The 24731-nt window shown below is 74.4% G+C and carries 24 protein-coding genes and 1 pseudogene; 9 read left to right on the forward strand and 16 right to left on the reverse strand.

All coding sequences use genetic code 11. The features are described from left to right. Positions 1-14 precede the first annotated feature (14 nt). A complete protein-coding gene (locus tag LQ327_RS25660) occupies positions 15-668 on the reverse strand; it encodes a DUF3159 domain-containing protein (protein ID WP_230738638.1) in 654 nt (217 codons plus the stop codon). A 99-nt stretch (positions 669-767) separates the two neighbouring features. Between LQ327_RS25660 and LQ327_RS25665 the strand changes: the two genes are divergently transcribed. Continuing rightward, positions 768-1565: an Fpg/Nei family DNA glycosylase gene (locus LQ327_RS25665; RefSeq protein WP_230738639.1), complete on the forward strand. Its 798-nt coding sequence runs from the start codon at positions 768-770 to the stop codon at positions 1563-1565. Position 1566: 1 nt separating this feature from the next. Here the strand turns inward: LQ327_RS25665 and LQ327_RS25670 are convergent, their stop codons facing one another. Beyond that, positions 1567-2295: a class I SAM-dependent methyltransferase gene (locus LQ327_RS25670; RefSeq protein ID WP_230738640.1), complete on the reverse strand. Its 729-nt coding sequence runs from the start codon at positions 2293-2295 to the stop codon at positions 1567-1569. Positions 2296-2388: 93 nt separating this feature from the next. Between LQ327_RS25670 and LQ327_RS25675 the strand changes: the two genes are divergently transcribed. Continuing rightward, entirely contained in the window at positions 2389-3315 is a 927-nt protein-coding gene (locus LQ327_RS25675; RefSeq protein WP_230738641.1) for an AraC family transcriptional regulator, read from the forward strand. 106 nt (positions 3316-3421) lie between these two features. Here LQ327_RS25675 and LQ327_RS25680 read toward each other — a convergent pair whose 3' ends face one another. From LQ327_RS25680 to LQ327_RS25695, 4 genes are all read right to left on the reverse strand, one after another. Further along, a complete protein-coding gene (locus LQ327_RS25680; protein ID WP_230738642.1) occupies positions 3422-4309 on the reverse strand; it encodes a DivIVA domain-containing protein in 888 nt (295 codons plus the stop codon). A 367-nt stretch (positions 4310-4676) separates the two neighbouring features. Further along, entirely contained in the window at positions 4677-5234 is a 558-nt protein-coding gene (locus LQ327_RS25685; protein WP_230738643.1) for a dihydrofolate reductase family protein, read from the reverse strand. Between the two features lie 118 nt (positions 5235-5352). After that, the gene (locus tag LQ327_RS25690; RefSeq protein WP_230738644.1) at positions 5353-5730 is read right to left on the reverse strand and encodes a VOC family protein; all 378 of its coding nucleotides are present in this window, start codon (positions 5728-5730) and stop codon (positions 5353-5355) included. 35 nt (positions 5731-5765) lie between these two features. Next, positions 5766-6602, reverse strand: a complete 837-nt coding sequence (locus LQ327_RS25695) for an SDR family oxidoreductase (RefSeq protein WP_230738645.1) — start codon at positions 6600-6602, stop codon at positions 5766-5768. A 124-nt stretch (positions 6603-6726) separates the two neighbouring features. On the opposite strand from LQ327_RS25695, the gene LQ327_RS25700 reads away from it, so the two are divergent. Continuing rightward, positions 6727-7098 (forward strand): hypothetical protein, encoded by a 372-nt coding sequence (locus tag LQ327_RS25700; RefSeq protein WP_230738646.1) that lies wholly within the window; start codon positions 6727-6729, stop codon positions 7096-7098. A gap of 7 nt (positions 7099-7105) precedes the next feature. Here LQ327_RS25700 and LQ327_RS25705 read toward each other — a convergent pair whose 3' ends face one another. Further along, the gene (locus LQ327_RS25705) at positions 7106-7996 is read right to left on the reverse strand and encodes an SMP-30/gluconolactonase/LRE family protein (RefSeq protein ID WP_230738647.1); all 891 of its coding nucleotides are present in this window, start codon (positions 7994-7996) and stop codon (positions 7106-7108) included. Between the two features lie 145 nt (positions 7997-8141). Here LQ327_RS25705 and LQ327_RS25710 point away from each other — a divergent pair, with 145 nt between their 5' ends. The 5 genes from LQ327_RS25710 to LQ327_RS25730 all read left to right on the forward strand — a co-directional run bounded on the left by LQ327_RS25710 (position 8142) and on the right by LQ327_RS25730 (position 16118). Beyond that, positions 8142-9104, forward strand: a complete 963-nt coding sequence (locus tag LQ327_RS25710; RefSeq protein WP_230738648.1) for an EamA family transporter — start codon at positions 8142-8144, stop codon at positions 9102-9104. Positions 9105-9179: 75 nt separating this feature from the next. Beyond that, complete coding sequence (locus tag LQ327_RS25715; RefSeq protein WP_230738649.1) at positions 9180-11879, forward strand: helix-turn-helix transcriptional regulator; 2700 nt, start codon at positions 9180-9182, stop codon at positions 11877-11879. Then, positions 11879-13183, forward strand: a complete 1305-nt coding sequence (locus tag LQ327_RS25720; protein WP_230738650.1) for an MFS transporter — start codon at positions 11879-11881, stop codon at positions 13181-13183. The genes LQ327_RS25715 and LQ327_RS25720 overlap by 1 nt, the downstream gene beginning before the upstream one ends. Before the next feature lie 122 nt (positions 13184-13305). Continuing rightward, the gene (locus LQ327_RS25725; protein WP_230738651.1) at positions 13306-13881 is read left to right on the forward strand and encodes a DUF6790 family protein; all 576 of its coding nucleotides are present in this window, start codon (positions 13306-13308) and stop codon (positions 13879-13881) included. Positions 13882-13991: 110 nt separating this feature from the next. Beyond that, entirely contained in the window at positions 13992-16118 is a 2127-nt protein-coding gene (locus LQ327_RS25730) for an elongation factor G (protein ID WP_230738652.1), read from the forward strand. A 147-nt stretch (positions 16119-16265) separates the two neighbouring features. On the opposite strand, the gene LQ327_RS25735 is transcribed toward LQ327_RS25730, so the two are convergent. The 3 genes from LQ327_RS25735 to gad form a co-directional block, all read right to left on the reverse strand. Further along, positions 16266-16817, reverse strand: a complete 552-nt coding sequence (locus tag LQ327_RS25735; RefSeq protein WP_230738653.1) for a hypothetical protein — start codon at positions 16815-16817, stop codon at positions 16266-16268. A gap of 155 nt (positions 16818-16972) precedes the next feature. Beyond that, positions 16973-18262 (reverse strand): alpha/beta hydrolase family protein, encoded by a 1290-nt coding sequence (locus LQ327_RS25740; RefSeq protein WP_230738654.1) that lies wholly within the window; start codon positions 18260-18262, stop codon positions 16973-16975. Positions 18263-18318: 56 nt separating this feature from the next. Then, complete coding sequence (gad, locus tag LQ327_RS25745) at positions 18319-19737, reverse strand: glutamate decarboxylase (protein ID WP_230738655.1); 1419 nt, start codon at positions 19735-19737, stop codon at positions 18319-18321. A 93-nt stretch (positions 19738-19830) separates the two neighbouring features. Between gad and LQ327_RS25750 the strand changes: the two genes are divergently transcribed. Beyond that, positions 19831-20145, forward strand: coding sequence for a hypothetical protein (locus LQ327_RS25750; protein ID WP_230738656.1), 315 nt, complete (start codon positions 19831-19833; stop codon positions 20143-20145). An 18-nt stretch (positions 20146-20163) separates the two neighbouring features. Here the strand turns inward: LQ327_RS25750 and LQ327_RS25755 are convergent, their stop codons facing one another. From LQ327_RS25755 to LQ327_RS35325, 6 genes and pseudogenes are all read right to left on the reverse strand, one after another. Beyond that, positions 20164-20790, reverse strand: coding sequence for a hypothetical protein (locus tag LQ327_RS25755; RefSeq protein ID WP_230738657.1), 627 nt, complete (start codon positions 20788-20790; stop codon positions 20164-20166). 351 nt (positions 20791-21141) lie between these two features. Beyond that, a complete protein-coding gene (locus LQ327_RS25760) occupies positions 21142-21792 on the reverse strand; it encodes a trimeric intracellular cation channel family protein (protein ID WP_230738658.1) in 651 nt (216 codons plus the stop codon). A gap of 7 nt (positions 21793-21799) precedes the next feature. After that, a complete protein-coding gene (locus LQ327_RS25765; protein ID WP_230738659.1) occupies positions 21800-23062 on the reverse strand; it encodes an amidohydrolase in 1263 nt (420 codons plus the stop codon). Positions 23063-23136: 74 nt separating this feature from the next. Continuing rightward, positions 23137-23649, reverse strand: coding sequence for a DUF3824 domain-containing protein (locus LQ327_RS25770; RefSeq protein WP_230738660.1), 513 nt, complete (start codon positions 23647-23649; stop codon positions 23137-23139). Positions 23650-23749: 100 nt separating this feature from the next. Then, positions 23750-24193: a hypothetical protein gene (locus LQ327_RS25775; RefSeq protein ID WP_230738661.1), complete on the reverse strand. Its 444-nt coding sequence runs from the start codon at positions 24191-24193 to the stop codon at positions 23750-23752. Between the two features lie 268 nt (positions 24194-24461). Beyond that, positions 24462-24713, reverse strand: a pseudogene (locus tag LQ327_RS35325) (AMP-binding protein); the annotation flags it as partial. Between the last annotated feature and the right edge of the window lie 18 nt (positions 24714-24731).

Consider the following 24731-nt stretch of genomic DNA (forward strand, 5'->3'; position numbering starts at 1 on the left):
GGGCGGACGCGGACTCAGGCGGGCCGCGGCAGCCGGCGGCGTACCGCGACGACCGTTCCGGCGACCAGCGCGGCGAACACCGGGCCGGTCGCGACGTGGGCCACCGCCAGGACGGCGGTCTGGTCGGCCGCGTAGAAGACGGCCTGCAGAGCGAAGTTGACCAGGTTCACGGCGACGGCGATCACCGTCGTGACGTCGTAGACCCGGAGGAGGTCGCGACGCCGGGGCCAGTGCACCGGCCCGCCCGCGAGCCGGTTGAGCAGCAGACCGGTCACGGGCCGGCGGGCGACCAGGCTGCCGAGGCAGATCACCACGACCACCCCGGGCAGGGCGGCGGGCAGGAGGAAGAAGCCGCGCGCCTCGCCGGTGACCGCCGCGGCGACGGCGCAGACGACGACCACGCCCAGCCCGGCGAGGGCACCACCGAGGGGTTCGTGCCGCGCGAGCCGGTAGGCGAAGGCGCCGACGGCCGTCACGCCGGCTGCGATGACGGCGGCGGGGAGCTCCGTGAGCGCGCTCGTCACGACGAAGACGGCGGTCGGCGCGGCGGCGACCGCGATCCCCGACCACCCGCCGGACCGGGCCCACGCCGCCCGGAAGGTCTCGGAGAAGCCGCCGGGGACGACGGCCGTCGTCGCCGGGGTGTCGCTCTCGGACACGTCCGCCATATCGTTCACAGTAAGAGAGTATCGAATGAAACTATCTCATTCAACTCCGTATGCGCGGTGCGCTCGACCTCGGCCCGATCACGGGGAAGGGTGGGCCCGGTGCCCGAGCTGCCGGAGGCCGAGTCGGCCCGTGCGGTGATCGAGCGCTCCGCGCTGGGACGGCGGATCGTCGCGGTCGACGACGGCGACGGCTACGTCTGCCGTCCGCACGCCCCGGGCGAGATCGCGGCCGCGCTGGTCGGTGAGGACCTGGCCGCGGCCCACCGCCGGGGCAAGACGCTGTGGTGCGACACCGCGACCGGCCCGGTGCTCGGGATCCATCTCGGCATGTCCGGCAAGATCGTGATCTCCGACGTGGACGGCACCGAGGTCGACGGCGGCGATTACTGGGAGTTCGGGCGCGCCCCTGGCGACTACCGCTGGTCGCGCTTCTCACTGACGTTCGACGACGGCGGGATGCTCCGGCTCGTCGACCCCCGCCGGCTCGGGCGCATCCGGCTCGACCCACCGCTCGACGGGCTCGGCCCCGACGCCGCCACGATCACCCCGAAGCAGTTCGCCACGGCGCTGGGGAGCGGCCGCGGCCCGGTCAAGGCGCGGCTGCTCGACCAGCACGCGCTGGCCGGGGTCGGGAACCTGCTCGCCGACGACATCCTCTGGCGCGCCCGGCTCGCCCCGGACCGTCCGGTCGACGAGCTGACCGCGCCCGAACGGACGCGGCTGCAGCGGGCGCTGCGCGCGACGATCGGCGAGGCCCTGCGCGACGGCGGGGTCCACACCCTGCCGCTGGTGGCGCACCGCCACTTCGGCGGGCACTGCCCCCGCGACGGCACCGAGCTGCGCCGGGCCACCGTAGGCGGGCGCACCTCCTACTGGTGTCCGAAACACCAGCTCTGACTCAGTCCCGCGGGCGCACCGCGCGCTGGATGGTCCACGCGCCGGCGTGACCGCGGCCCTCGTCGACCTGGGCGACCTCGTCGAACCCGGCGTCGGCGATGAGCTCGCGGATCACCGCGCGGTCGTTGGGGACGATCCCGAGCGGCTCGGCGTCGTGCCCGTGGCCGTGGTCGTGACCGTGGTCGTGGCCCCGACGGCGGTGCGCGAACCGCAGCAGCGGCGTCAGCGGTCCGAACGGGCGCGGCGCGCCGTCGAAGTCGAGGACGGCCAGCACCCCGCCCGGCGCGAGCACCCGCCGCACCTCGGCCAGCATCGCCCGTTTCCCGTCCGCCGGGAGGTGGTGGAACATGAACGCCGAGACGACGCGGTCGACGCTGCCGTCGGCGTGCGGCAGCTCGTCGGCGTAGCCCTGCTCGAGCCGGATCGCCGGCAGCCGCCGCGTCTTGTGCCGCGCCCGGGCGAGCGCCCCCGCGTCGGGGTCGAGCCCGACGACGGCGGCCCCGGGCTCCGCCCGCGCGGCGGCCAGCAGCAGGTTGCCCGTGCCGCAGCCGATCTCGAGCACGGTCTGCCCGGCGGCGAGGCCGGCCGCCGCGACCAGGCGCTCGTGCGCGCGGCGGGCCCCGAGCAGGAGGCTCATCGCGTCGTAGAAGGCCAGCGGGCCGCCCTGCCCCATGGCCGGCACGAACGGGCGGGCCGGCCGGGCGTCGTGCCCCGCGTGCGGATCGGGCATCGTCGTCGCTCCTCGGGTCGCGGTATCGGACGGTTCTCCGGTGCGGGGACTACTCTCGATGGTGCCTGAGCTGGGAACAAGGGACAGAACGTCGTGACGACAGGACATTTCTCCGCCGCGGGACCGATCGTGCACCGGGACGTCGACGGCGTACCGCTGGTGGGCTACACCCGCAGTCCCGGGGCGCCGGCAGTCACCGTCGCGCGCTGGACGAGCGCGTCACCGCCCGGCCTCGGCGACCGGGAGCACGCGCACGACTTCCTCGTCCTGCTCTACGTCGAGCACCGCGCCGGGCCGATGACGGTGGACGGGCGCACCTGGCACCTCGACACCGGGGACGTGCTCGTCATCGCGCCCGGCGCCGTCGTCACCCCGAGCGAGGGGAGCCCGGCCGAGGACCGCGTCGTCTGGGCGGTGTTCTTCCCGCCCGACCTCGTCGACCCGGACGCGCCGTCCTCCCCCGCCGCGTGGCGCGCGCACCCGCTGCTCTACCCCTTCACCCGCCTCCGGCATCCCTCCGGGCGGCGCCTGCACGTGGTGCCCGAGCAGCGCGCGGCGTGGCTCGCCGACCTGACCGCGCTGGCCGACGAGCTCGGCACCCGCCGCGACGGCTACGCCGAGGCGGCCCGGGCCCACGTGACGCTGCTCCTCGTGCGGCTCGCGCGGCTGGACACCGACGTGCCCGACGACCTGCGCCGTCACGACGAGCCGCTGCTCGCGGCGACGTTCGACGAGATCGAGGCCCGGTTCCGCGTCCCGGTCTCGACGCGTGACGTCGCGGCCGTCGTCGGGGTGTCACCCGGGCACCTGACCACCGTCCTGCGGCGCGGGACCGGGCGCACCGTCGGGCAGTGGCTGACCGAGCGGCGCCTGCAGGAGGCCCGGCGGCTGCTCGCGACGAGCGACCTCACCGTCGCCGCGGTCGCCGGCCGCGTCGGCTATCCCGATCCCGGCTACTTCGTGCGCCGGTTCCGCGCCGCGCACGGGCTCACCCCGCAGGAGTGGCGGCGGGCCGGCTGAGCTGTTCGGGCGGGCCGGCCCGAGCATGATCACCGGGATGACGAGCTCCTGGACGCCTGGCGCCCGGAATCTCCTCATCCCGGTGATCATGGACGCGGATGACGCGTCAGACCGCCGACTCCGGGGTCTTCGTCCGCTCCGGGATCGGCGCCGACGCGCGGTCGACGAGCTCGCGCAGCGTCGCGAAGCGCGCCGTGATCTCCCGCTGGTGCTGCTCGAGCGCCTCGGTCGCCGCGGTGGTGGCGGCCAGGCGCGTGGCGGCGGCCTCCTGGGCCTCCCGCCCGGTCCGCTCGAGGTCCTGACGGTCCTTCTCGACGACCTCGAGCGCCGCGGCCGCCTCGTCACGACGCGCGGTCAGGGCCACCTCGAAGTCGTGCTCGGTCTGGGCGCGGCGGCTCTGCGACGCCTCGTCGAGCCGGATCCGCTCGGCGTGCGCGTCCTTGGTGAGCCGCTCGGCCTCCGCCTCGGCGGTGCTGACGAGCTCCCGCGCCTGCGCCTCGGCGGCCTCCATCCGTCGGGCCGCCTCGGCCCGCGCGTCCTCGGCCTCGCGGCGGAGCTTGCCCGCCTGCCGCTCGGCCTCGACGACGGTCGCGGTCGCCTGCTCCGACGCCTCCGCGAGCCGGGCCCGGGCGGCGCCGTCGGTCTGCTCGGCGAGGGCCCGGGCGCGCCCGGTCGCGTCGTCGTGGATCGCCCGGGCCTGGGTGCGCCCCTGCTCGACGGTCGCGGTCGCCGATGCGTGGGCGTGGGCGCGGACCTCGGACGCCTCCTCCTGGGCGAGCTCGAGCATGTGGCGCAGCCGCGCCGAGAGGTTGCGGCCGTCGATCGGGGCGGACGCGAGGTCGCGCAGCTCCTGCTGGAGCTCGGCCACCTGCTCGCGGGCCCGCAGCTCGTTGCGGGCCAGCTCGTCGCGATCGGTGACGACCACCGAGTAGTCGGCCGCCGCCCGGTCGAACGCCGCCTCGACCTCGCGGGGGTCGTAGCCCCGGCGGGTCACGGTGAAGCCCGCGCCCCACCACGACCGCGCGTCGGTCGTGACGGATTCCGGGGTCCGGGGAGCGGGGACCGCCGGCGTCGCGGTCTCAGCGCTACCAGCACTTTCCGCCGGGTTCGTGGAATTCTGCCCGATTCGCTTCGGGACGATGATGGCCGGCGACCGACGGGTTTCTGTCTCAGCCACTACTGGTTTCTCCTTGGTCCCTATGTGCCTGACCGTGGCGGTCCGAACGATGATGGCCGCAACGCAGTGAGGGGGACGTGGAGCCGGGCCCCGGGTTCGTCGGCGCCGCAGTTTGTGATCACGCTGTGACCGGCGAGGCGGACCCGCTGGTCCGTCCGCCGCACCGGCCCCCCGGACCGGGACCTCAGCCCTGCCGGACCGCGTACCGGGCGGCGACGACACCCAGGTCGAGCGGGGTGATCGCCACCGGCTCGAGCACCGTCCCGGGCGGGACCGCGTCGTAGAAGTTCACGCCCCGGCCCATCACCACGGGGTTGATCAACAGCCGGAGCTCGTCCACCAGGCCGGCCGCGAGGAGCTGCCCGGCGAGGTGGGCACTTCCGTCGACGTAGAGCAGGTCGTCGGATTCGTTCTTCAGCGTCGCGACGGCGGTGACGGCGTCACCCGGGAGGACCTCGGCGTTGATCCAGGTCGGATTCGTCATCGAATGCGACGCGACGTATTTCTTCATGCCGTTGATCCGGTCCGCGACACCCATCTCGTTGTTCTGCAGAACCGACCAGTACGGCGCGAGGGTCTCGTAGGTGCGCCGGCCCATCACCATCGCGTCGGCCTCGGCGAGGTCCGCGGTGATCCGGGCGCCCCGGGCGTCGGAGTGGAACGGCGCGAACCACGTCGCCATCGACTCCGACTCCACGACGCCGTCCAGCGACATCCACTGCTTCACGACCACGGTGCCCATGCGGCTCTCCTCCTCGGTGTCGCCGCACCCGCGGTGCGGTTCGACCGGGGGTCGGAGCCAGACCGGCCGCGATGACACCGAAGCCAGCCCGGGCGGCGAGATCACCCGACCGGACCAGTCAGTAGCCGTCGAGGAACAGGCAGAACACCCCGCCCCAGGGGTCGCGCATGATCACGACCCCTTCGGCCGGCTGGTGGTCGTCCCGACACGCGCCCAGTGCCAGCGCCCGCGCCACCTCGGCGTCGAGGTCGTCGACCAGGACGTCGAGGTGCGCCTGCAACTGCTGGGCGCCCGGCTGTGGCGGCCACGTCGGGGCGATGAACCCGGACTCGCGCTGGAAGCTCAGTCCCGGACGTTCCCGGCCCGGGTCGCGCAGCCGGATGAAGTCGGGGTCGTCGCCCTCGACGGTCAGCCACCCCAGGAGCTCGCGGTAGAAGGCCGCCGTCCCCGCGGGGTCCGGGGTACCGATCACGACGGCGCCGAAAGACCTGGCCACGCCCGCCATCCTCGCCGATGGCGGGAGCGGGACCGTCAGCCCTGCGCGAGGTGCGCGACGTGCTGCCAGGAGCGCCAGGTGTCGAGCCGCGACGAGTAGTCGGCCTCGGCGATCTGCAGCGGGGCGTCGCCGAAGAAGACCCGCAGCGGCGGCTCCGCCGCGTCGACGATCTCCATCACGGCCTTGGCGCTCGCGTTCGGGTCGCCCGGGGACGACACCCGCGCCTTCCGGGACTCGGCCGCCGCGTCACGGACGCCGTCGTAGGCCGGCAGCGACCTGGCGTGCTTCGCGGAGGACCCGCCCCAGTCGGTGGAGAAGCCACCCGGCTCGATGATCGTGACGTGGATGCCGAAGGCGGCGACCTCCTGGGCCAGCGCCTGGCTGAAGCCCTCGAGGGCCCACTTCGAGGCGTTGTAGGCGCCGATGTTCTGGAAGGCCGAGATGCCGCCGATCGACGACACCTGGAGCAGGTGGCCCGAGCCCTGCTCCCGCATGATCGGCAGCGCGGCCTGGGTGACCCAGAAGGCCCCGAAGACGTTGGTCTCGATCTGCGCGCGGAACTCGTCCTCGCTGATCTCCTCGATCATGCCGAACTGCCCGTAGCCGGCGTTGTTGACGACGATGTCGAGCCGGCCGAAGTGCCGGCGGGCCCGCTCGACGGCGGCGAAGCAGGCCGCGCGGTCGGTGACGTCGAGGGTCAGCGCCAGCACGCGGTCGCCGTACTCGGCGACGAGGTCGTCGAGCGAGGCCGCGTCGCGGGCGGTGGCGGCGACGGAGTCGCCCCGCTGGAGGGCGGCGATCGCCCATTCGCGGCCGAAACCACGGGACGTGCCGGTGATGAACCAGATCCTGGCGGCGTTCGCTGTGCTCACGCCCTCGACGCTAGGTGTTCGAGCGCGCTCGAACGCAAGTGATCACAGCCCACCCACACAGTGCACCGAGCCACGCCCCACCGAACGGCTCGACGATCGTCCGAGACCCCAGGGAGGCCAGCACATGGACACCAGCCCGCGCCACGACGACCAGCCGACCGGACGGCCGGGGCAGTGGTTGCCGCCGCGGCGGCGTCGGACCGCGATCGTCGGCACCGTCGCGGGCCTCGTCGCGATCGGCAGCGCGGGCGGCATCATGGCGGGCCTGGAGCGGCCGGCCCCGCCGACGATCAGCGCATCGGCCGCACCCCGGCCCGCCCACGGTGGACCCGGGGATCACCGCGCCCGCAACGTCGTCGACGACGTCGTGCTCGGCGTGCCCGCCTCCAGCACCACCCCGACCGTCGCCGGCGGACGGAGCCGCTCCGACGTCGTCGTCCCCGGGGCCGCGCCGTTCCCGCACACGGCGAGCCCGATCACGGCCGTCTTCACCTGACCGACCTTCACCTGACCGACGGGGTCCACGCCGGCACCGGCGCCTCGGTGACCAGGACCCGGGCGGACCGACGCGACAGCACCGCCTGCAGCTGGTCGACGCCCTCGAAGTCGTTGCAGAGCAGGAACAGCGAGCGCCCGTCCGGGCCGCCGAGCCCGCACGCGAAGCACGGCTGGTCGACCTCGATCCGGTGGGTGATCTCGCCGCCCTCCAGCACCCGCACGCAGGCACCCGACGGCGCGCTCGGGCGGCCGGTGTGGGCCGCGGTGTCGGCCGCCTGCGCCCAGATCCCGCCCTCGGCGTCGATGCAGATCCCGTCCGGCGCGAGGCCGTCCGCCCAGACGCGACGGTTCGTCAGGCTCCCGTCGTCGGCGATGTCGAACGCGGTCAGCCGGCTCGCGAAGGACTCGGCGACGACGAGCGTGCGGCCGTCGGGGGTGACGACCATGCCGTTCGGGAACTGGATGTCCTCCCCGACCCGGCCCGAAGAGCCGTCGGGAGCGACGAGGTCGATCCAGCCCGGCTCCGGGGTGCCGCCGCCCAGGAAGTCGAAGTCGAACCCGTCGACGAACACGTGCCCGGTCGGGTCGACGACGACCTCGTTGGCCGCCTGCTCCCGCAGCGTCACCTCGGTGCCGTCGGCCTCGGTCCGGGTGACGGACGCGCCGGTGGTGATCCGGCGCCCGTCGGGCAGCCAGTCGAACGCCCAGCCCATCCGCGGCGGACCGGGCGCGATCACCTCGGACCGTCCGTCGAGGTCCACCGCCACGACCTCGCCGATCCCCCAGTGCGCGAACCACAGCCGGCCCTCGTGCCAGCGTGCGCCCTCCACCATCGTCAGCCCGGTCAGCAGCGTCCGGGCGGGCGGCAGGGACGGCACCGCACTCGTCGTCGTCATTCCGATGACCTCCGATCGCCCCGGCGACCGCGGGTGGCGGCCGCTCCGCCCCTCCACGCAGCACCCCCACCGTCATCGACAGCCGCCGCCGAGAAGTGACCCACATCACTCTGCCGAGCGCTATGGGCCTGCTCTGATCACCGGAGTGGACCACGCCGATCGACGACCGTCCCGCACCGCGCCCGGGCTCGCGATCGCGCTGCTCTCGGGGCTGGCGTTCGGGCTGGCCGGCCCGTTCGCGGCCTCGCTCCTGGCCACCGGCTGGTCACCGCCCGCAGTGGCGCTGGGCCGGTTGGCGGGCGCGGCGGTCCTGCTGGCGGTACCGCTGGTGATCGTCCTGGCCCGCGGGTGGCGGCCCCGCGCCGGCCAGCTGCGTCCGGTCGTCGTCTACGGGCTGGTCCCGCTGGCCGGGGCGCAGGTCTGCTACTTCAGCGCCGTCGGCCACCTCTCGGTCGGCGTCGCGCTGCTCATCGAGTACACCGCGCCGGTGCTGCTGCTCGGGTGGACGTGGGCGCGATCCGGGACGCGGCCCCGCCCGGCGACGCTGCTGGGCGCGGCCGCCGCCGTCGCCGGGCTGGTGCTGGTCCTCGACGTCGGGCGTGGTGCCGCGGTCGACGTCGTCGGCGTGCTGTGGGGGCTGGGGGCCGCGGTGTGCCTGGCCGCGTACTTCCGGCTCTCGGCCGGGGCCGGCTCCGGCGACGACGGCACCGGCCCGCCGGCGCTAGTGCTGACCGCGGGCGGCGCGGTCGTGGGCAGCGCCGTCGTCGCGCTCGTCGGCGTCGTGGGCCTGCTGCCGCTGACCGCGACGACGACACCGATCGTGCTCGGCGGTGCGACGGTGCCGTGGTGGGTCGGCGTGGTGCTGGTGGCGGCGCTGTCGACGGCGCTGGCCTATCTCACCGGGATCGCCGCGGTCGGGCGGCTCGGATCCCGGCTGGCGTCGTTCGTCGGGCTCAGCGAGGTGCTCTTCGCCGTGCTCGGTGCGTGGTGGCTCGTGGCGCAGCGCCCCACGACGGTGCAGGTCGCCGGCGGCGTGCTCGTGGTCGGCGCGATCGCGCTGATCCGCTGGTCCGAGCCGCCCGGGGACCCCGTTCCCGTCGCGGAATGACCCCCCGCCGTCGTCGTACACGATTAGCCCGAAGCGATCACGCGCCGTGGCGCCACTGCTCCGTACGATCGATCCGTGGCGACCACCACGGACACCGTGCACCCCGACGCTCTCGGGGACCTGCGGGACTCGGTGGACGCGATGGCCGACGGTCGCGCGCCGCAGCAGGTCCTGCTGCTGACCGGGGCACCCGGCGCCGGCAAGTCGACCGCGCTCGACCGGGTGGGCCGGATGCTGGGCGAGCGCGGGGTGCGGGTCTACCGCGTGGTCGCCGACGAGATCGGGCGCCGCCGTCCGTTCGGGCTGATGTCGACGCTGCTCGGACTGGAGGAGCACTACCCGCCGCTCGCCGAGACCCCGGACCTCGTGCTGGAGGCCGTCGAGAAGCGGTGCGCCGACGGTCCGGTGGCGCTGTGCGCCGACGACGTGCACCACGCCGACGCGGACTCGCTCGCCCTGCTCGGCCGGCTGGCGGGCACCGTCCGTGACCTCCCGCTGTCGCTGGTGCTCGCGCGGCGGGCGCTGCCGGTGCGCGAGTCCCTCGACGCACTCGCCGCGCGACCCGACGTGCGGACCCTCGAGATCGCCGGGCTGGGGCCGGGCGGGCTCGACGAGCTCGTCCGCGAGCGGCTCGGCGCACCACCCGGGGCGCGGCTGCGCGAACTGCTCGCGGTGACGGGCGGGAACCCGTTCCACGCCGGCGTCCTGCTCGACGACCTGCGCCGCCAGGACCGGCTGGCGGTCGTCGACGGCGAGACCGTCGTGCGGGGCGACGGCCGGGACGTGCCGACCTCGGTCCAGGCGAGCGTGCGGGCACACCTCGCCCTGCTCGAGGCGCCGGCCCGGGATCTGCTGCGGCTGCTGGCCGTCTGGGGTCGCCCGTCGACGGTGGAGCAGCTCGCCGCGGTGGGCGGGACCTCGGCCCTCGCGCTGGTCGGCGCGGTCGAGGCCGCCGTCTCGGCCGGCATCGCGGGCTGGAACGCCGACGACGAGCTCGCGTTCCGGCACGACCTCTTCCGCGACGTGATCTACGCCGACCTCGCGCCGCCGCTGCGCCGGCTCCTGCACGAGGCGTGCGCGTCCCGGCTGCGCGCGACCGGCGGCATCGCCACGCAGATCCTCCAGCACGACACCGACGCCGCCGAGCCGATCCCGCCCGCCGAGGCGCTGCGCATCGCCGCGTCGGACCTCGCGCACGCGCCCGCCCAGGCCGCCGACGTGCTCGCGGGAGCGGCCCAGCGCTGCGGGGACGGGCCGGAGGCCGACGCCATCGCCCTGGCCCGCGCCGGTGCCCTCGCCGCGGCCGGACAGATCGCCGAGGCCGAACGCGTCGCGCGGGAGCGGCTGCACGCCGACGGCGACCGCGCGGCGCGCTACGACCTGACCCGCGTCGCGTTGCACGCGATGGTGAGCAGCGCCCACGTCGGCGCGGCGCTGGCGACGATCGACGACTACCTCGCCGGGGATCCGCCGGAGTCGGAGCGCACGACGCTGCGGCACCTGCGGCGCTGGGTCGAGGTGCTCGAGGGGCGCGGACCCGTCGTCCGGACCATGCCGTCGGGGCCGCGCAGCGGGGCCGCGCTGGTCCCCGCCGCCATGGACCTCTTCCTGGCCGGCCGCTGCGAGAGCGCGCTGGAGCTGGCGGTGGAGGCCCGCGACGCCCGCGAGGCCGGCGGCTCGCCCCCCTGGGCGGACGGCGCCACCGCACCGATCTGGCCCGCCTGGTTCGCGCTCTACGCCCGGGGCCCGGAGGCCGCCCGCGCGGAGTCGGTGGAGGCCCGGCGGCGCGCCCAGGAGCGCGGGCAGGGATGGCTCGGTCCGCTGCACCTGTTCGTCGCCGGCGAGATCGACCGGGTCGCGGGGCGGTGGGACGACACCCTCGCCGAGCTCGACACCGGACTCGAGGCCGCGGCACTCACCGGCAGCGGCTGGCTGTCCCGCGCCACCGCCGGCGTCCTCCAGACCCGCATCCGCCGCGGCGAGCTCGACGGCCTCGAGACCGCGCAGGAACGCTGGCGGCTCCGCGGCCTGCCCGAGCAGTTCGGGCTGCCGATGACGGCGCTGACGACGATCCTGCTGGCCGAGGCCCGCGGCAGGCAGAGCGAGGTCGTCGACCTCGCCCGGACGAGCTGGACCACCACCCTCGACGGCGGGCGGCTGCTGTGGGCGCTGCTCGCCGGTCCGGACATCGCCCGGCTCGCGCTCGACGTCGGCGACGCGGCCCTGCTGCGGCAGGTGGCGACGGACACCGCCGCGGTGCCGGTGGACGAGGCGGTCGCGCTGGCACCCGCGGTCGACCTCGTCGCGGCCGTCGCGGACGCCGACCCGGACCTCGCCGCGGCCGCCGCCGCGGCCTTCGACCACCGGGGTCACGCCGCGGGCGCGCTCAGCGCGTGGGAGGAGGCCGCCGTCGCCGCCGCGACGCGGGGCGACGGGGACCGGGCGCGCACCCACGCCCGCCGCTGCACCGAGCTGGCCGCGTCGCTCGGGGCCGCCGGAACCGTCCGCCGGCTCACCGCCCGGCTCCGTGCCCACGACGTCCGGCTGGGCGTGTCCGGCTCCCGCCGCCGGCCGGCCACCGGGTGGCAGAGCCTCACCCCCACCGAGCGGCAGGTCGCCGAGCTCGTCGGGAAGGGCCTGACCAGCCCGCAGATCGGTTCGCAGCTGTTCATCTCGCCGCGGACCGTGCAGACCCACATCTCCCACAGCCTGCGCAAGCTGGATCTCCGCTCGCGGGTCGAGCTCGCGACCACGGTCGCCCGGCACACCTCCTGATGCCGGCGGCCCCGGCCGACGACCCCCGACCCGCCCGGGCCGCCGCCCGCGCCGGGGTGCTGGCGTTCTTCGTCGACCAGTTCGACATCTACCTGCCGGTGCTGGTGCTCGCGCCCGTGACGGCGTACTTCCAGCCGCACGGACTCTCCGCCGGCACGGCGGGGGTGCTCGCGGCGGCGGTGTTCGCCTCGACGCTGATCACCCGGCCGCTGGGGGCCGCGGTGTTCGGGATGCTCGCCGACACGACCGGCCGGAAACGGGCGACGCTGATCGCGATCGCCGGGTCGGGCGTGGTCACGCTGCTCATCGCGGCGATCCCGGGAGCGTCGTCGATCGGGATCTGGTCGGTCGTCGCGCTGATCGGACTGCGCGCCGTCAACGGCGTGTTCCTCGGCGGGGAGTACACCGCGGCCATCCCGCTCGCCCTGGAGTGGAGCCCACCCCGACGACGGGGGCTGCTCGCCGGGACGATGCTCGCCGCCTCGCCCGCGGCCTACGCCGTGCTCGCCGCGCTGACCCTCGTGCTGCTGCGGACCCTGCCGTCGGCCGAGGCCTACACGCAGTGGGGGTGGCGCGTCCCGTTCCTGATCGGCGGGCTCCTGACGATCCCGATCTTCCTGCACTTCCGGCGGACCGTGGCGGAGTCGCCGACCCCGCGCACCCGGACGGGCTCCCGGTCGACGCTGGTCGCGCTCGTCGCCGGGCCACAGCGCGGCCTGCTGCTCGGGGCGTTCGTGCTGATGACCGGAGTGTGGCTGGCCAACAACATGACCAGCGCCGTCCTGCCCGGGCTGCTCCGCGAGCACGTCGGGCTCTCCGCCACCGGCGCGTCGGTGACGATGATGATCGAGTCGTTGGCGCTCGTCGTCGCGTTCCCGCTGTTCGGCGCGCTCTCGCAGCGGACCGGGCGCCGACGCTTCTACCTCGGCTACGCGCCGGGCATCGCGATCCTGGGCGGCGCGGCGTACACGGCCGTCATGACGGTCACCGACAGCGGGCTCGGCGTGACGATCCTGCTCACCGTGCTCGTCGGGCTCACGACCGTCGGCACGTTCGGCCCGGTCGCGGCGTACCTGACCGAGCTCTTCCCCGCTCCGGTGCGGGCGACGGGCTTCGGCGTCGGCTACAGCCTCGCCCTGGTGATCCCGGCGTTCTACGCGTTCTACCTCGCCGGGCTCGGCACCGTCGTGCCGTCGTTCCTCGCGCCGGTCGGGCTGCTCGTCGTCGCCGGGGTGCTCGTGGCCGTCGGGGCGGCCGTCGGACCGGAGACCCGTGACGTCGACATGACCCACGGCGCCGGCTGACCACCCGGACGGCCCACCGCCCGATCTACGGAGCGTCAGCATCCGCGAGGTGGCGGATGTTTCGCCCCCGGCGCCGAGCGATCGTCGTGGTGTCCCTCTCCCGAGGCCCCCGGAGGCCCCACATGATCGCCAAGACCATCGAGTTCCTGCTGGTCAACTTCACCCTCACCTTGTTCGTGGTCGGCCTGATCGCGTCCGGGGTCCGGATCGCCCGGAACCGGCACGAGCGGCCGCCGGGCCTGGTGTCGGGAGCGCTGCTCGACTGGTTCCTGTTCTTCAGCATCGGGGTCGCCTACACCTGGAACTTCGTCGTCCACAGCGTGTTCGGCGACTTCTCCGCGAAGGTCATCGGCTGGCCGCAGAGCCCGTTCCAGCTCGAGGTCGCGTTCGCCAGCCTGGGCTTCGCGCTCATCGGCTTCCTGGCCTTCTCGCGGCGCGCCGATCTGCGCGTGAAGCTCGCGGCCGTGCTGGGCGTGACGGCATTCCTGTGGGGCGCCGCGGGCGGGCACGTCTACCAGCTGCTGGCGCACGGCAACCACGCCGCGGGCAACTCCGGGGTCATCCTCTGGACCGACATCCTGCTCCCGGTCTTCGGTCTGGCCGCGGTCTACGCCCACCACCGTGCCCTGGCGCGCCGGGCCGAGGGCGAGCGGAGCACGCCGGTCGTGGCCGAGCCGCGCGCGACGATCCCGGGCTGAGCGCAGCCGACCCCCGCCGAGGGCTTGCCGTGATCTAGGTCACTGTCTAGAACTGGGCACGACGGCGCGGCCTCAGGACTTCGTGCCGGTGAGGCGACGAGGTGATCGTCATGAGTGGTCGGACGGCGGGCGAGACGGCCCGGAGAGCACGCGGCCCGCGGGCGGGGACCGATCTGGCACCCGACGATCCGGGCGGCCTCCGCTCGGTCGCGGTGGTCGGGCCGATGTCGGCAGGCAAGACGACGCTCGTCGAGGAGCTGCTCGCCCGGTCCGGGGCGATCTCCCGCGCGGGCACGGTGGCGGCGGGGACCACCGTCACCGACCACGACGTCGACGCGCGGCGCCAGCAGCACTCGGTGTCGGTGGCCGTCGCCTCGCTCCCCCACCGCGGGATCAAGGTCAACCTCGTCGACACCCCCGGCTGCCCGGACTTCCTGGCCGAGGTCCGGGCGGGGCTGCGGGCCGCGGACGCCGTGCTGTTCGTCGTCGGCACGGCGGACGCCGCCGAGGGGGCCGCCGCGCCGACGTCCGGGCTGCTCGCCGAGTGCCGCCGCGCGGGCCTCCCCGCGGTGCTGGTCCTCAGCCGCCTCGACCACGCCCGCGCCGACGAGACGGCCGCGCTCGCGGCGTGCCGGGAGGCGGTCACCGCGGCCGAGGCCGGCGAGGTGCTGGTGCCGGTGACCCGGACCGAGCGCGCGAGCGACGGCACGCTGTCGGTGCACCCGCTGCTCGGCGCCGACGACCCGGACCCGACGGCCGACGACCCGGACGAGGCCCGGCGCAGCCTCGTCGAGACCCTCATCGAGCAGAGCGAGGACGAGGCGCTGCTCGAGCGCTGGATCGGCGGCGAGCCGGTCCCGATGGCGGCGCTGCGCGAGGTGCTCGCCGCGGCCGTGGCCGGGCGGACCGTCGTCCCGGTGGCCGGGGTGTGCGCCCCCGCCGGCGCCGGGCTCGACGCGCTGCTCGACCTGGTGGTCGACGCCGTCCCGCCCGCGACCGCCCACCAGCCGCTGGCCGCCCACGCTCCCGACGGCGCCCGGCATGAGCCGGTCACCCCCGACCCGCAGGGACCCGTCGTCGCCGAGGTCGTCCACACCGGCACCGACAGCCAGGGCAGCCGGGTGTCGCTGGTCCGCGTGTTCTCCGGGTGCCTGACCCCGGACACCGCGCTGACCGTCTGCGGCGACCCGCTCCGGATCCCGTCACCGCGCGACGGCGGTGACCCGACCGGCAACGCACCGCTGCGGGTGTCCCGGATCCATGCGCCGCTCGGGGCCACCATGCGGGAGGTGCCGTGGTGCGTCGCGGGCGACCTCTGCGCCCTGACCCGGCTCGGCGCCGGGACCACCGGGGACACGCTCTGCGAGGTCGAGGACCCGATCGGGATCGACGGCTGGGAACTGCCCGAGCCGCTCCTGCCGGTGGCGCTGATCGCCGACCGCAGCGCCCAGGACGCCGTCGCCCGCGGGCTCGCGCGCCTGGCCGCCAGCGAGACCACGCTGCGCGTCGAGCGCAACGAGGACACCCACCAGATCGTGCTGTGGTGCACGGGCGAGGCGCACGCCGACGTCGTGCTCGCGCGACTGCGCGCCGCGGGCGCGACGTTCGAGGTCACCGAGGTGGCGGTCCCCGAGCGCGAGACCGTGCTCGGGTCGGCGGTGGGTCTGGGCCGGCACGTCAAGCAGTCCGGCGGGCACGGGCAGTTCGCCGTCTGCCGGATCGAGATCGAACCGCTGCCGCGGGGGTCGGGCGTCGAGTTCGTCGACCGCATCGTCGGCGGAGCGATCCCACGCGCCTACATCCCCGGCGTGGAGAAGGGCGTCCGGGCGCAGTTGGAGCACGGCGTGACGCCGGGCCGCCCGGTCGTCGACGTCCGGGTGACCCTGGTCGACGGGAAGGCCCACAGCGTCGACTCGTCCGACCAGGCGTTCCAGACCGCCGGGTCGCTGGCCGTCCGGGAGGCCGTCGCGGCGGCGGGCACCGTCGTCATGGAACGGCTCTACGAGGTCGAGGTCGCCGTCGACGACGGGCTGCTCGGTGCGGTCCTCGGGGACCTCGCGGCCCGGCACGGGCGGGTGGTCGGCACCGAGCCGGACGGGACCGGGCGGACCGGGGTGCGCGCCGAGGTGCCGGAGACCGCGCTGCTGCGCTACGCCGTGGATCTGCGTGCTCTGACGGCCGGGACGGCGACGTTCACCCGCCGGTTCAGCCGCTACGAACCGGCGGTGAGCACCTGACCCTCGTTCTGAGCGAAGGGCACCTTCGGTCGATCTAGTCGCTCGAAGGTGCCCTTCACTCAGTGCACTGCAGGGGTCGGCGTTCCGGCGAAGGGCGCCCCTGGCCGATCTATTCGACCGAAGGGGCCCTTCGCTCGGAACGAAGCCTCAGAGCACGCTGCCGAGCAGCCCGGCGTTCCCGCCGGAGCCGCCGACACCGGTGCCGCCGATGCCGCCGGAGGCGTCGGCGTCACCACCGTGCGACGACACCTTGCTCGGCGCCGAGTGGCCCAGCAGCCCGAGGTTGCTGCCGGACAGGACGTTCACGCCGCCCTGCCCGCCGAGGGCCGTGCCGCCGTTGCCACCGTTGCCACCGCCGTTGCCGCCGGAACCGGCGTTCCCGCCGGTGAGGCCGGCGACCGTCGTCGTCACGTCGGAGACCGGCGACTTGCCGTGGCCCTTGTCGCCCTTGCCGTCCTTGTCCTTCTTGCCGTCCTGGTCGTGGTGACCGGAGCTGGCCGAGGAGACGGAGTCCTGGCCGTGGTCGCCGGAGGAGGGAGCCTCCCCGGCCATCGCGGACCCGGCCGCGGCGATCAGCCCGACTCCGGCGATGCCGGCGACGGCGACGGCCCGGCCGCCACGGCCGACCCGGCGGTCACCGGTCGGCTGCGAGTCCGCCTGGGACTCGAGACCGTGGACGGTGCTCGTGTGCTTACCCATGATCTTTCCCCCTAGGGAGCGTCCGGAACGGCACGTCCTGTGCGCCGAACGCGGCGGGTGTTCCCCTGGATGCGGCGATCCGTAACCTCATCGAGATCGATCCGTGTTCGGAGCGCAATATTCGGTCGGAAGATCCCTGCTCATCCGGGGGTCCGTCACCGCTCGGTGTGACCGATCTGCTCGTCCAGCCAGTCGAGCATGCGTTGCTCGGTGAGCTCCCGGGCCAACGGCTGGCAGTGGTGGCTCGCGCCCTCGGCCTGGCTGAAGCGCTGCAGCGTCGCGCCCGGGACGAGGGAGGCGAGCTCGGCGGCCTGCCCGCCGAAGAACTGGTCGCCGTCGGCGTCGATCACGTAGAGCGGGGTGGTGATCTGCCCGGCGACGTCGGTGACGTCGTACTTCGTCACCTCGTCGAGCACGGCCGAGTAGCCGGAGAGCCCGTAGGGGCGGGTACGGAACTTCCACCCGGTGCGGACGGCCTTCGTCCCCGGCAGGTGCATGAGCATCGACATCTCCTTGTCGAAGTGCTCCTTCTCGCCGCGCCGGTACGCCTCCAGCGGTCGGTGCGGCATGTTCTCGGTCCACGTGCGGGAGACGTCGACGACGCCGCCGTCGACGATCGCGGCGGCGAACCGGTGCTCGAACGCGAGCGCCCGGGGCACCCAGTAGCCCGCCTGGCTGACGCCGTAGACGGTGAGCGTGGCGGGGTCGACGTCCGGGAGCGCCAGCACGGTGTCCACGACCGGGGTGAGGACCTTCTCCCAGTCGTACCGGAACGGGATGCCGCGCTCGAAGAGCATCGACTGCTGCCCCGGCCCCTCGTAGAGCACGACGGCGTACCCGCGCTCGAGCGCCCCCTCCGCCCCCTCGCTCCAGACCCCGGTGATCGGTTCGTCGCTGCCGAGGGTCATCACCAGCGTCGGCCGCGTCGCGCCGCTGGTGTCCGGCCGGAGGATCCAGCCCGGCAGGGTGGAGCCCTCGTAGGGGATCTCGAGGCGCTCGACCGGCCAGCGGGTGGTCGCGAGGAACCCCTCCCACGCGGCGCGGTGGGCCCGGAAGGTGGGCAGCAGCTGCTCGTCGGTGTCCAGGCCGTTGATGGCGTTGACCGCGACCGCGTAGTAGTTCGCGGCCCGCAGGTAGGCGCGGGAGGCGCTGGAGCGGTGGCCGCGCTGCGCGCAGGTCGCGGCGATCGCGGCCGTCCGCTCCCCCAGCGCCTTCCAGGCCGCGAACCAGCCCTCGTCGTCCTTGGGCCGGACCGCCGCGATCGTCGCGAGCACCTCGCCGATGTCGGCGCCGCCGCGGGTCGCCTTGCCCAGCAGGGTGCGCACGACGAAGTCCCAGGCGGGCTGGTCGTAGAAGCCGGCGGTGTAGACCTCGTGGGAGGTCGTGCCCTTGTGGTCGAGCTGGTCCACCGTCAGGGCGGGGTCCGGAGTGTGCTGCGTGGTCATACGACGACGGTGGCCCCGGACGGCGGCCGGGACATCCGCCATCTGACGGCCTCCGATCAGCGGGGGCTCGGCGCTCCGGTGTGGCTGAAGGAGCTGTCGCTCGCGTCGTGCAGGGGCCCGTGCTGCCGGTCGAGGCGGGCCAGCACCCGGCGCAGGTCGGCGAGGAGCTGGTCGGCGAGGCTGTGGGTGAACCCGTTGCGGATCACGAAGCGCAGGACGGCGAGGTCGGTGCGCTCGGCCGGGAAGGTGTAGGCGGGCACCTGCCAGCCGTGCTCGCGCAGGCCGGCCGAGACGTCGAAGACCGAGTAGTGGGTGATCGCGGGGTCGAGGGTCGCGGCGAACACCGGGAGCTCGTCGCCGCGGGTCAGCAGCCGGAACGGGCCGAGCGCTCCGAGCTGAGTGGCCAGCCGGGTGGCGACGTCACGGCAGTGCTGCTGCACGCGGGTGTAGCCGTCCCGGCCCAGCCGCAGGAACTGGTAGTACTGCGCGGCCACGTGGGCACCCGGGCGCGAGAAGTTCAGGGTGAAGGTCGCGAGCTCGTCACCGAGGTAGTTCACCCGGTAGATCAGGTCCTCGGGCAGCGCCGCGGTGTCGCGCCAGGCGACCCAGCCGAGACCGGGGTAGACGAGCCCGTACTTGTGGCCCGACGTGTTGATCGACGCGACCCGCGGCAGGCGGAAGTCCCAGACCAGCTCCTCGTCGAGGAACGGCGCGACCATCGCCCCGGAGGCCCCGTCGACGTGGACCGGCACGTCCGGCCCGCCGCCGGCGGCGAGGTCGTCGAGCGCGGCGCAGATGTCCGCGACCGGCTCGTAGCTGCCGTCGAAGGTCGACCCGAGGACGGCGACGACGCCGATGGTGTCCTCGTCGACGCGCGCGAGCGCCTGCTCGGCGTCGAGGTGGAACCGGTCGCCCCGCATCGGCACCACGCGCGGCTCGACCTCGAAGTAGTTGGCGAACTTGTCCCAGCAGACCTGGACGTCCGCGCCCATGACGATGTTCGGGCGCCGTCCCGACGACGGCCCGACCCGCGCGCTCCAGCGGCGCTTGAACGCGAGCCCGGCGAGCATGCAGGCCTCGCTCGACCCAGCGGTGGAGCAGCCCGGAGCGGTCAGCGGATCCGGCGCGTGCCACAGGTCGGCGAGCATCCGGGAGCAGCGCCGCTCGAGCTCGGCGGTCCGCGGGTACTCGTCCTTGTCGATCATGTTCTTGTCGGCGGTCTGCGCCATGAGCGCCGCGGCGTGCGGCTCCATCCACGTCGTGACGAAGGTGGCGAGGTTGAGCCGCGCGTTGCCGTCGAGCATGAGCTCGTCGTGCACCAGCTGGTGCGCGAGCTCCGGGGCGAGCTCGTGCTCGGGGAGCACCGTGGCGGGCATCATCCCGGGCTCGGCGGTGAAGGTCGGGACGACGGCGGCGTCGAGACCGCTGCCGGGGAAGAGGTGCGACGACGGCGACGCGGGCTGCTCGGGAGGCATACCGGCATCGTCGTGCACTCCTGGCCCGACCGGGCAGACTCGGCACCGCAGATCCCGACCACCGACGTACAGCAGCGTCAGCAGAGGAGCGAGATGTACCTGGCGATCGCCGACGACGGCGTCACCCTCCACCAGCCCGAGGTCGTCACCGACCTCTACGCCTCCTACCACCAGCGGCTCACGGCGAACCGGCTCGCCGCGGTCCTGGCCGAGCACGACGCGGGCGAGCTGCTCGAGGGCGCCTCCCACCTGATGATCCCGGTCGCGACGCTGCGCCGGCTCGCCGAAGGCCGGGTCCCCGAGGGCTGGGACGCCGACTTCGACGGCATGATCGACTACGCCCGCGAGAAGGGCTGGCTCAGCGACGACGGCGAGTCGGTGCGTGCCCACCTCGAGCGGGAGCGGTGACACCGGCCCCGCGCGGGGTCACCGGGGACTGGACTGCCGCGCGGGGGCCGGGGTCGACGACCCGGCCGCGGCGCTGACGCGCTGCGTGTAGCGCGCGGCCCACCAGACCAGCAGCGCCGGGACGACCCAGTTGAAGACCAGGTCGACGGGGCGGTGCAGCAGCCCGGCGCCGGGGTCGGGGACCTCGAACGTGCCGGCGATCGCGTGGCCGAGCGCCATCACCGCGACGACACCGCCCCACGCCGCGCTGATGCGCCGATTGACCGCACGGAACTCCGGGGTGTGCCAGTACTGCCGCGGCACGCTCTCCCGGGCGTACTGCTCGGTGAACGGCATGATCGGCAGCAGGGCGAAGATGATCAGGGCCAGCACCAGCGCCGCGATCGCGCGCCCGTAGCTCGCGAGCACCGCGTCCAGGACCGGCGCGGTGAGCGCGACGACGGCGAACGCGAGGAACACCGCGGCGCCGGCCAATTCGAGCAGCTTCGGCGACTCCCCGCGGACCACCGACCGGATGACCAGGCCGAGCGCGACGAGGAACGCCAGCACGGCGGCGACCCCGACCGCTCCGGGACCCACGCGCGTGGCCACCAACGAGAACACGATCCAGGGCACGAAGCCCACGAGCACCTTCGTCATCGACATGGGTTCAGCGTCGTGGGCCCGGCACGGTGAAACATCGGCCATCACGCTGAGATGTGAGCGTCGCTTCGCGGGCGCGGCGATCCCCCGGATGCCGCAATGCCTCGCGACGCAGCGTCAGTGTCGGCCGCCCGTGGGGCCCTGACCGGCCATGATCACCAGGATGACGAGGATCTGGACGCCCAGCCCTCAGATTCTCGTCATCCCGGCGATCATGAGAACTGCGGCGGCCGCTGGGCAGTCACCCCGACTCGCCGGGCGTCGGCCGCTGCGCATGATCAACGGGCCTGTGTGGCTGCCGGCGGGGGCTGCGGGAGCCGTACAGGCCCGTTGATCATGCGAACAGCCGGGCAGCTACGAGGCCGGCGCGTCCCCGTCGGACTTCCCACCCGGCGGATGCGGCGCCTCGAGCCGGAAACGGACCCCGAGCAGGCGGATCGCCAGGCAGACTCCGGCGCCCACCAGCGCCCAGACCAGCCCACCGAGCCCGAACCGGGCCGGCACCACGACGATCGCCGCGCCGACCAGCGCCGGGATCGCGTACAGCTCGCTGCGTAGCACCGTCGGGATGCGGCGGACGAGCACGTCCCGGATGGTGCCGCCGCCCACCGCGGTGATCGCGCCGAGCAGGATCGACTGGCCGACCCCGGCGCCCAGGGCGAGTGCCTTGCCCGCCCCGGTCACCGCGAACAGGCTCAGCCCGAGCGCGTCGAACACCGTGATCGGGGTGGCGAGCCGCTCGAGCTGCCGGCTCAGACCGAACGCCACGAGCCCACCGACCGCGGCGACCACCAGGTAGCGCCAGTCGCTGAAGGTCGACGGGGGCAGCGCCCCGAGCAGCACGTCCCGCAGGATGCCACCGCCCAGCGCGGTGATCATGCCCAGCGTGATGACGCCGACGATGTCCAGCCGCGCGGCCCGCACCGCGGTCAGCGCCCCGTTGAGCGCGAAGGCGAACGTGCCCGCGAGGTCGAGCACGAGAGCCGTCGCCGATGCCGTGGTCACGCGGTGATCAGCCCGACGCCAGCCAGGCACCCGCCGCGGTCACGAGGGTCTCGATGCCGGTGCGCACCGTCGGATCCAGGACCGGCGCGAACTGCGGGCTGTGGTTGGTGGGCAGCTCGGCGAGGCGACCGGCGCGCGCCAGGCCGTCATAGGTGTCCCGGTCGACGCCGCCGACGAACCAGAACACCGACGGCGCGCCCCAGGACCGGCCGAGCACCCCGTAGTCCTCGCTGGCCGACGTCGGGCCCATCGGTTGCACCTGCTCCGCCTCGAAGTGCCCACGGAACGCCGCCAGCACCCGGTCGGTCGCGGCCGGGTCGTTGTCGGTGACCTGGTAGGTCTCGACCGGCGTGATCTCCGGGGCCCGCGGTGCGCCGGCCGCGTGCGCCTCCGCGGCGACGATCCGCCGGATCGCGTCCTGGGCCCGGGCGCGCACCGCCTCGTCGTAGCAGCGCAGGTTGAGCCCGATCGTCGCCTCGTCGGGGATGACGTTCTCCTTGCTGCCCGCCCGGAGCATCCCGACGGTGAGCACCGCGGGCTCGTTCATGCCCAGTTCCCGGGACACGACGGTCTGCAGGCGCAGCACGGTCGACGCGGCCATCACCACCGGGTCGACGGCGGCCTCGGGCATCGAGCCGTGGGCGCCGCGGCCGAACAACCGGATGCGCCACACGTCGGACGCCGAGGTGACGGTGCCGGGCCGGGTGCTGACGACCCCGGCGGGCGCCGGCATGACGTGCTGCCCGAGCACGACGTCGGGGCTCGGGAACCGTCCGACCAGCCCGTCGTCGACCATCCCCTGCGCGCCGCCCCCGGTCTCCTCGGACGGCTGGAAGAGCGCGACCAGGGTTCCCGACCAGGTGTCGCGGTGGGCCCCGAACAGCGCCGACGCGGCCGCCAGCCAGGCCACGTGCATGTCGTGGCCGCACGCGTGCGCGACCGGGACCTCGTGCCCGTCGTCGTCGGTGGCGGTGACGGTGCTCGCGTAGGGCAGACCGGTGTCCTCCCGCACCGGGAGGGCGTCCATGTCGGCGCGGAGCGCGACGGTCGGGCCGTCGCCGTTGCGCAGCACGCCGACCACGCCCGTCCCGCCGACGCCGGTGGTCACCTCGAACCCGGCGTCGGCGAGGCGGGCCGCCGCGCGCTCCGCGGTCCGGTGCTCCTGCATCGACAGCTCGGGGTGGGCGTGGAGGTCGGTGTAGAACTCCTGCGCCTCCGGCACCAGCGCGTCCACCGCGCCCAGCAACGTCTGCATCCGATCGTCCGGCATCGACCCTCCTCGCGACGACGCCGACGATGGTCCTCGTCGGCGGCGCGATCAAGCGGGGGATCGGCCGCGCCGGGTCACCAGGTCTCGCGGGCCGGCACCGTCCCGGCGTTGATCTGCCCGGAAAGGTTCGAGCACCAGATCGAGACGCCGACGACCGCCGCCAGCCAGATGAAGAAGCTGATCGGGAAGATGAACATCAGGATGAATCCCACGACGAGGTGGGCGCCCATCAGGACGAGCCCGGTGCCCATGCGGTCCAGGTAGAGGTGGCCCGCGCCGATCCAGAGGATGGTCAGCAGGACCGCGATGCCGGCCGACTTCGGGGCGCGCACCGCGTACGGGTTCGGCTGGTACGGCGCCGGCGGGTAGGCCATCGGCTGGTACGGGACGGCCTGGAACGGGGCCGGCTGGTAGAAGCCCGGCTGGTACGGCGCCTGCGGGTACTGGGCCTGCTGGAACGGCATCCCCTGCGGGGCCGCGTACTGCGGGCCGGCCGCCGGCGTCGTCGTGCACCGGGGGCAGGGCGCGCCCGCGACGGGCAGGACGGTCGCGCAGGTGGGGCAGGTCGCCCCGGTGGACTCGGTCATGGCTTCCCCCGACGGTCAGGACCTCTGCCGAACGGGCGGAGGCGGTACGCCCTGTGCATCGTGCGACAGCGGATCTCGTTACGTCCCGTTCGTGGCCAGATCAGCCGGGGCGCCCGTCGGCGAACTCGGTCATCAGTCCGTCGAAGGCCGGGCGGTTGGTCTCCCGCAACCACCCGAGCAGCGTCCGCGCACGGTCGACGTCGTCGTCGCTCGTCCGTTGCTTGACGTCCGCGATCTCGCGCTGCATCTCGCGGAAGGCCTCGATCCGGGGATCGGCGTCGTCCGGGTCGACGTGATCGATGACGGCGTCGAGGGCCCCGGCCATCCGTCCCAGCTGACGTCCGTAGCTGTGTGTCTCGAGGATGGCCTCCTCGGTCCGGGGCGACGACGAGTTGGCCTCGTTGATCGTCAGCGTCGGCCCGAAGCTCCAGCCCGGCAGGATCGGCTGGGTCAGGACGCCCGGGGCCCAGCGCCCGGGAAGCAGCCGGTCGAGCCAGGCGCGCGCCCAGTCCTCCCCCGGCCAGGACGATCGATCGGTCGACATCCGCGCATCACCCCTCCCCCGATGTCCCCGACTCTCGCCGCGGACGGGCCGGAGCACGAACCGCCGTTCGGACGCAACACTCGGGGCGACGACGACGGCGCGCGGAGTGCGCACCGGTCCTGGAGCCGACCCCGCCGGTCCGCTCAGGGCGCGTCGCCCGCGAGCCCCGCGTAGGTGTCCCGCAGCTCCCGCTTGAGGATCTTCCCGCTGGGATTCTTCGGCAACTCCTCGACCAGCACGACGTACTTCGGCGACTGGCGACGACGAACGCGTACGAGTTGCGCGAGTGGATCGCCACCCGCTGGTTCCGGACCACGCCGCGCCGCGCCAGCGACTGAGCCACCCGGTTGGCGTCGGCGTCGAGCTCGGCGAAGGTCCGGCGCGTGTCGCGGTGCACGACGGCGAGCTTCGGGCCGTACTTCAGCGCGGTGCGGGCCAGCAGCGAGCCGATGCTCTGCCGCCGGGCCCGGACGACGTCCTCGGACAGCGGCGGGAGGTACCGATCGAGGTCGTCGTCCATGGGCTGCTCCTCGCCGGG

The sequence above is a fragment of the Actinomycetospora endophytica genome (assembly GCF_021026375.1).
In the GTDB taxonomy this organism is placed as follows: Bacteria; Actinomycetota; Actinomycetes; order Mycobacteriales; family Pseudonocardiaceae; genus Actinomycetospora; species Actinomycetospora endophytica.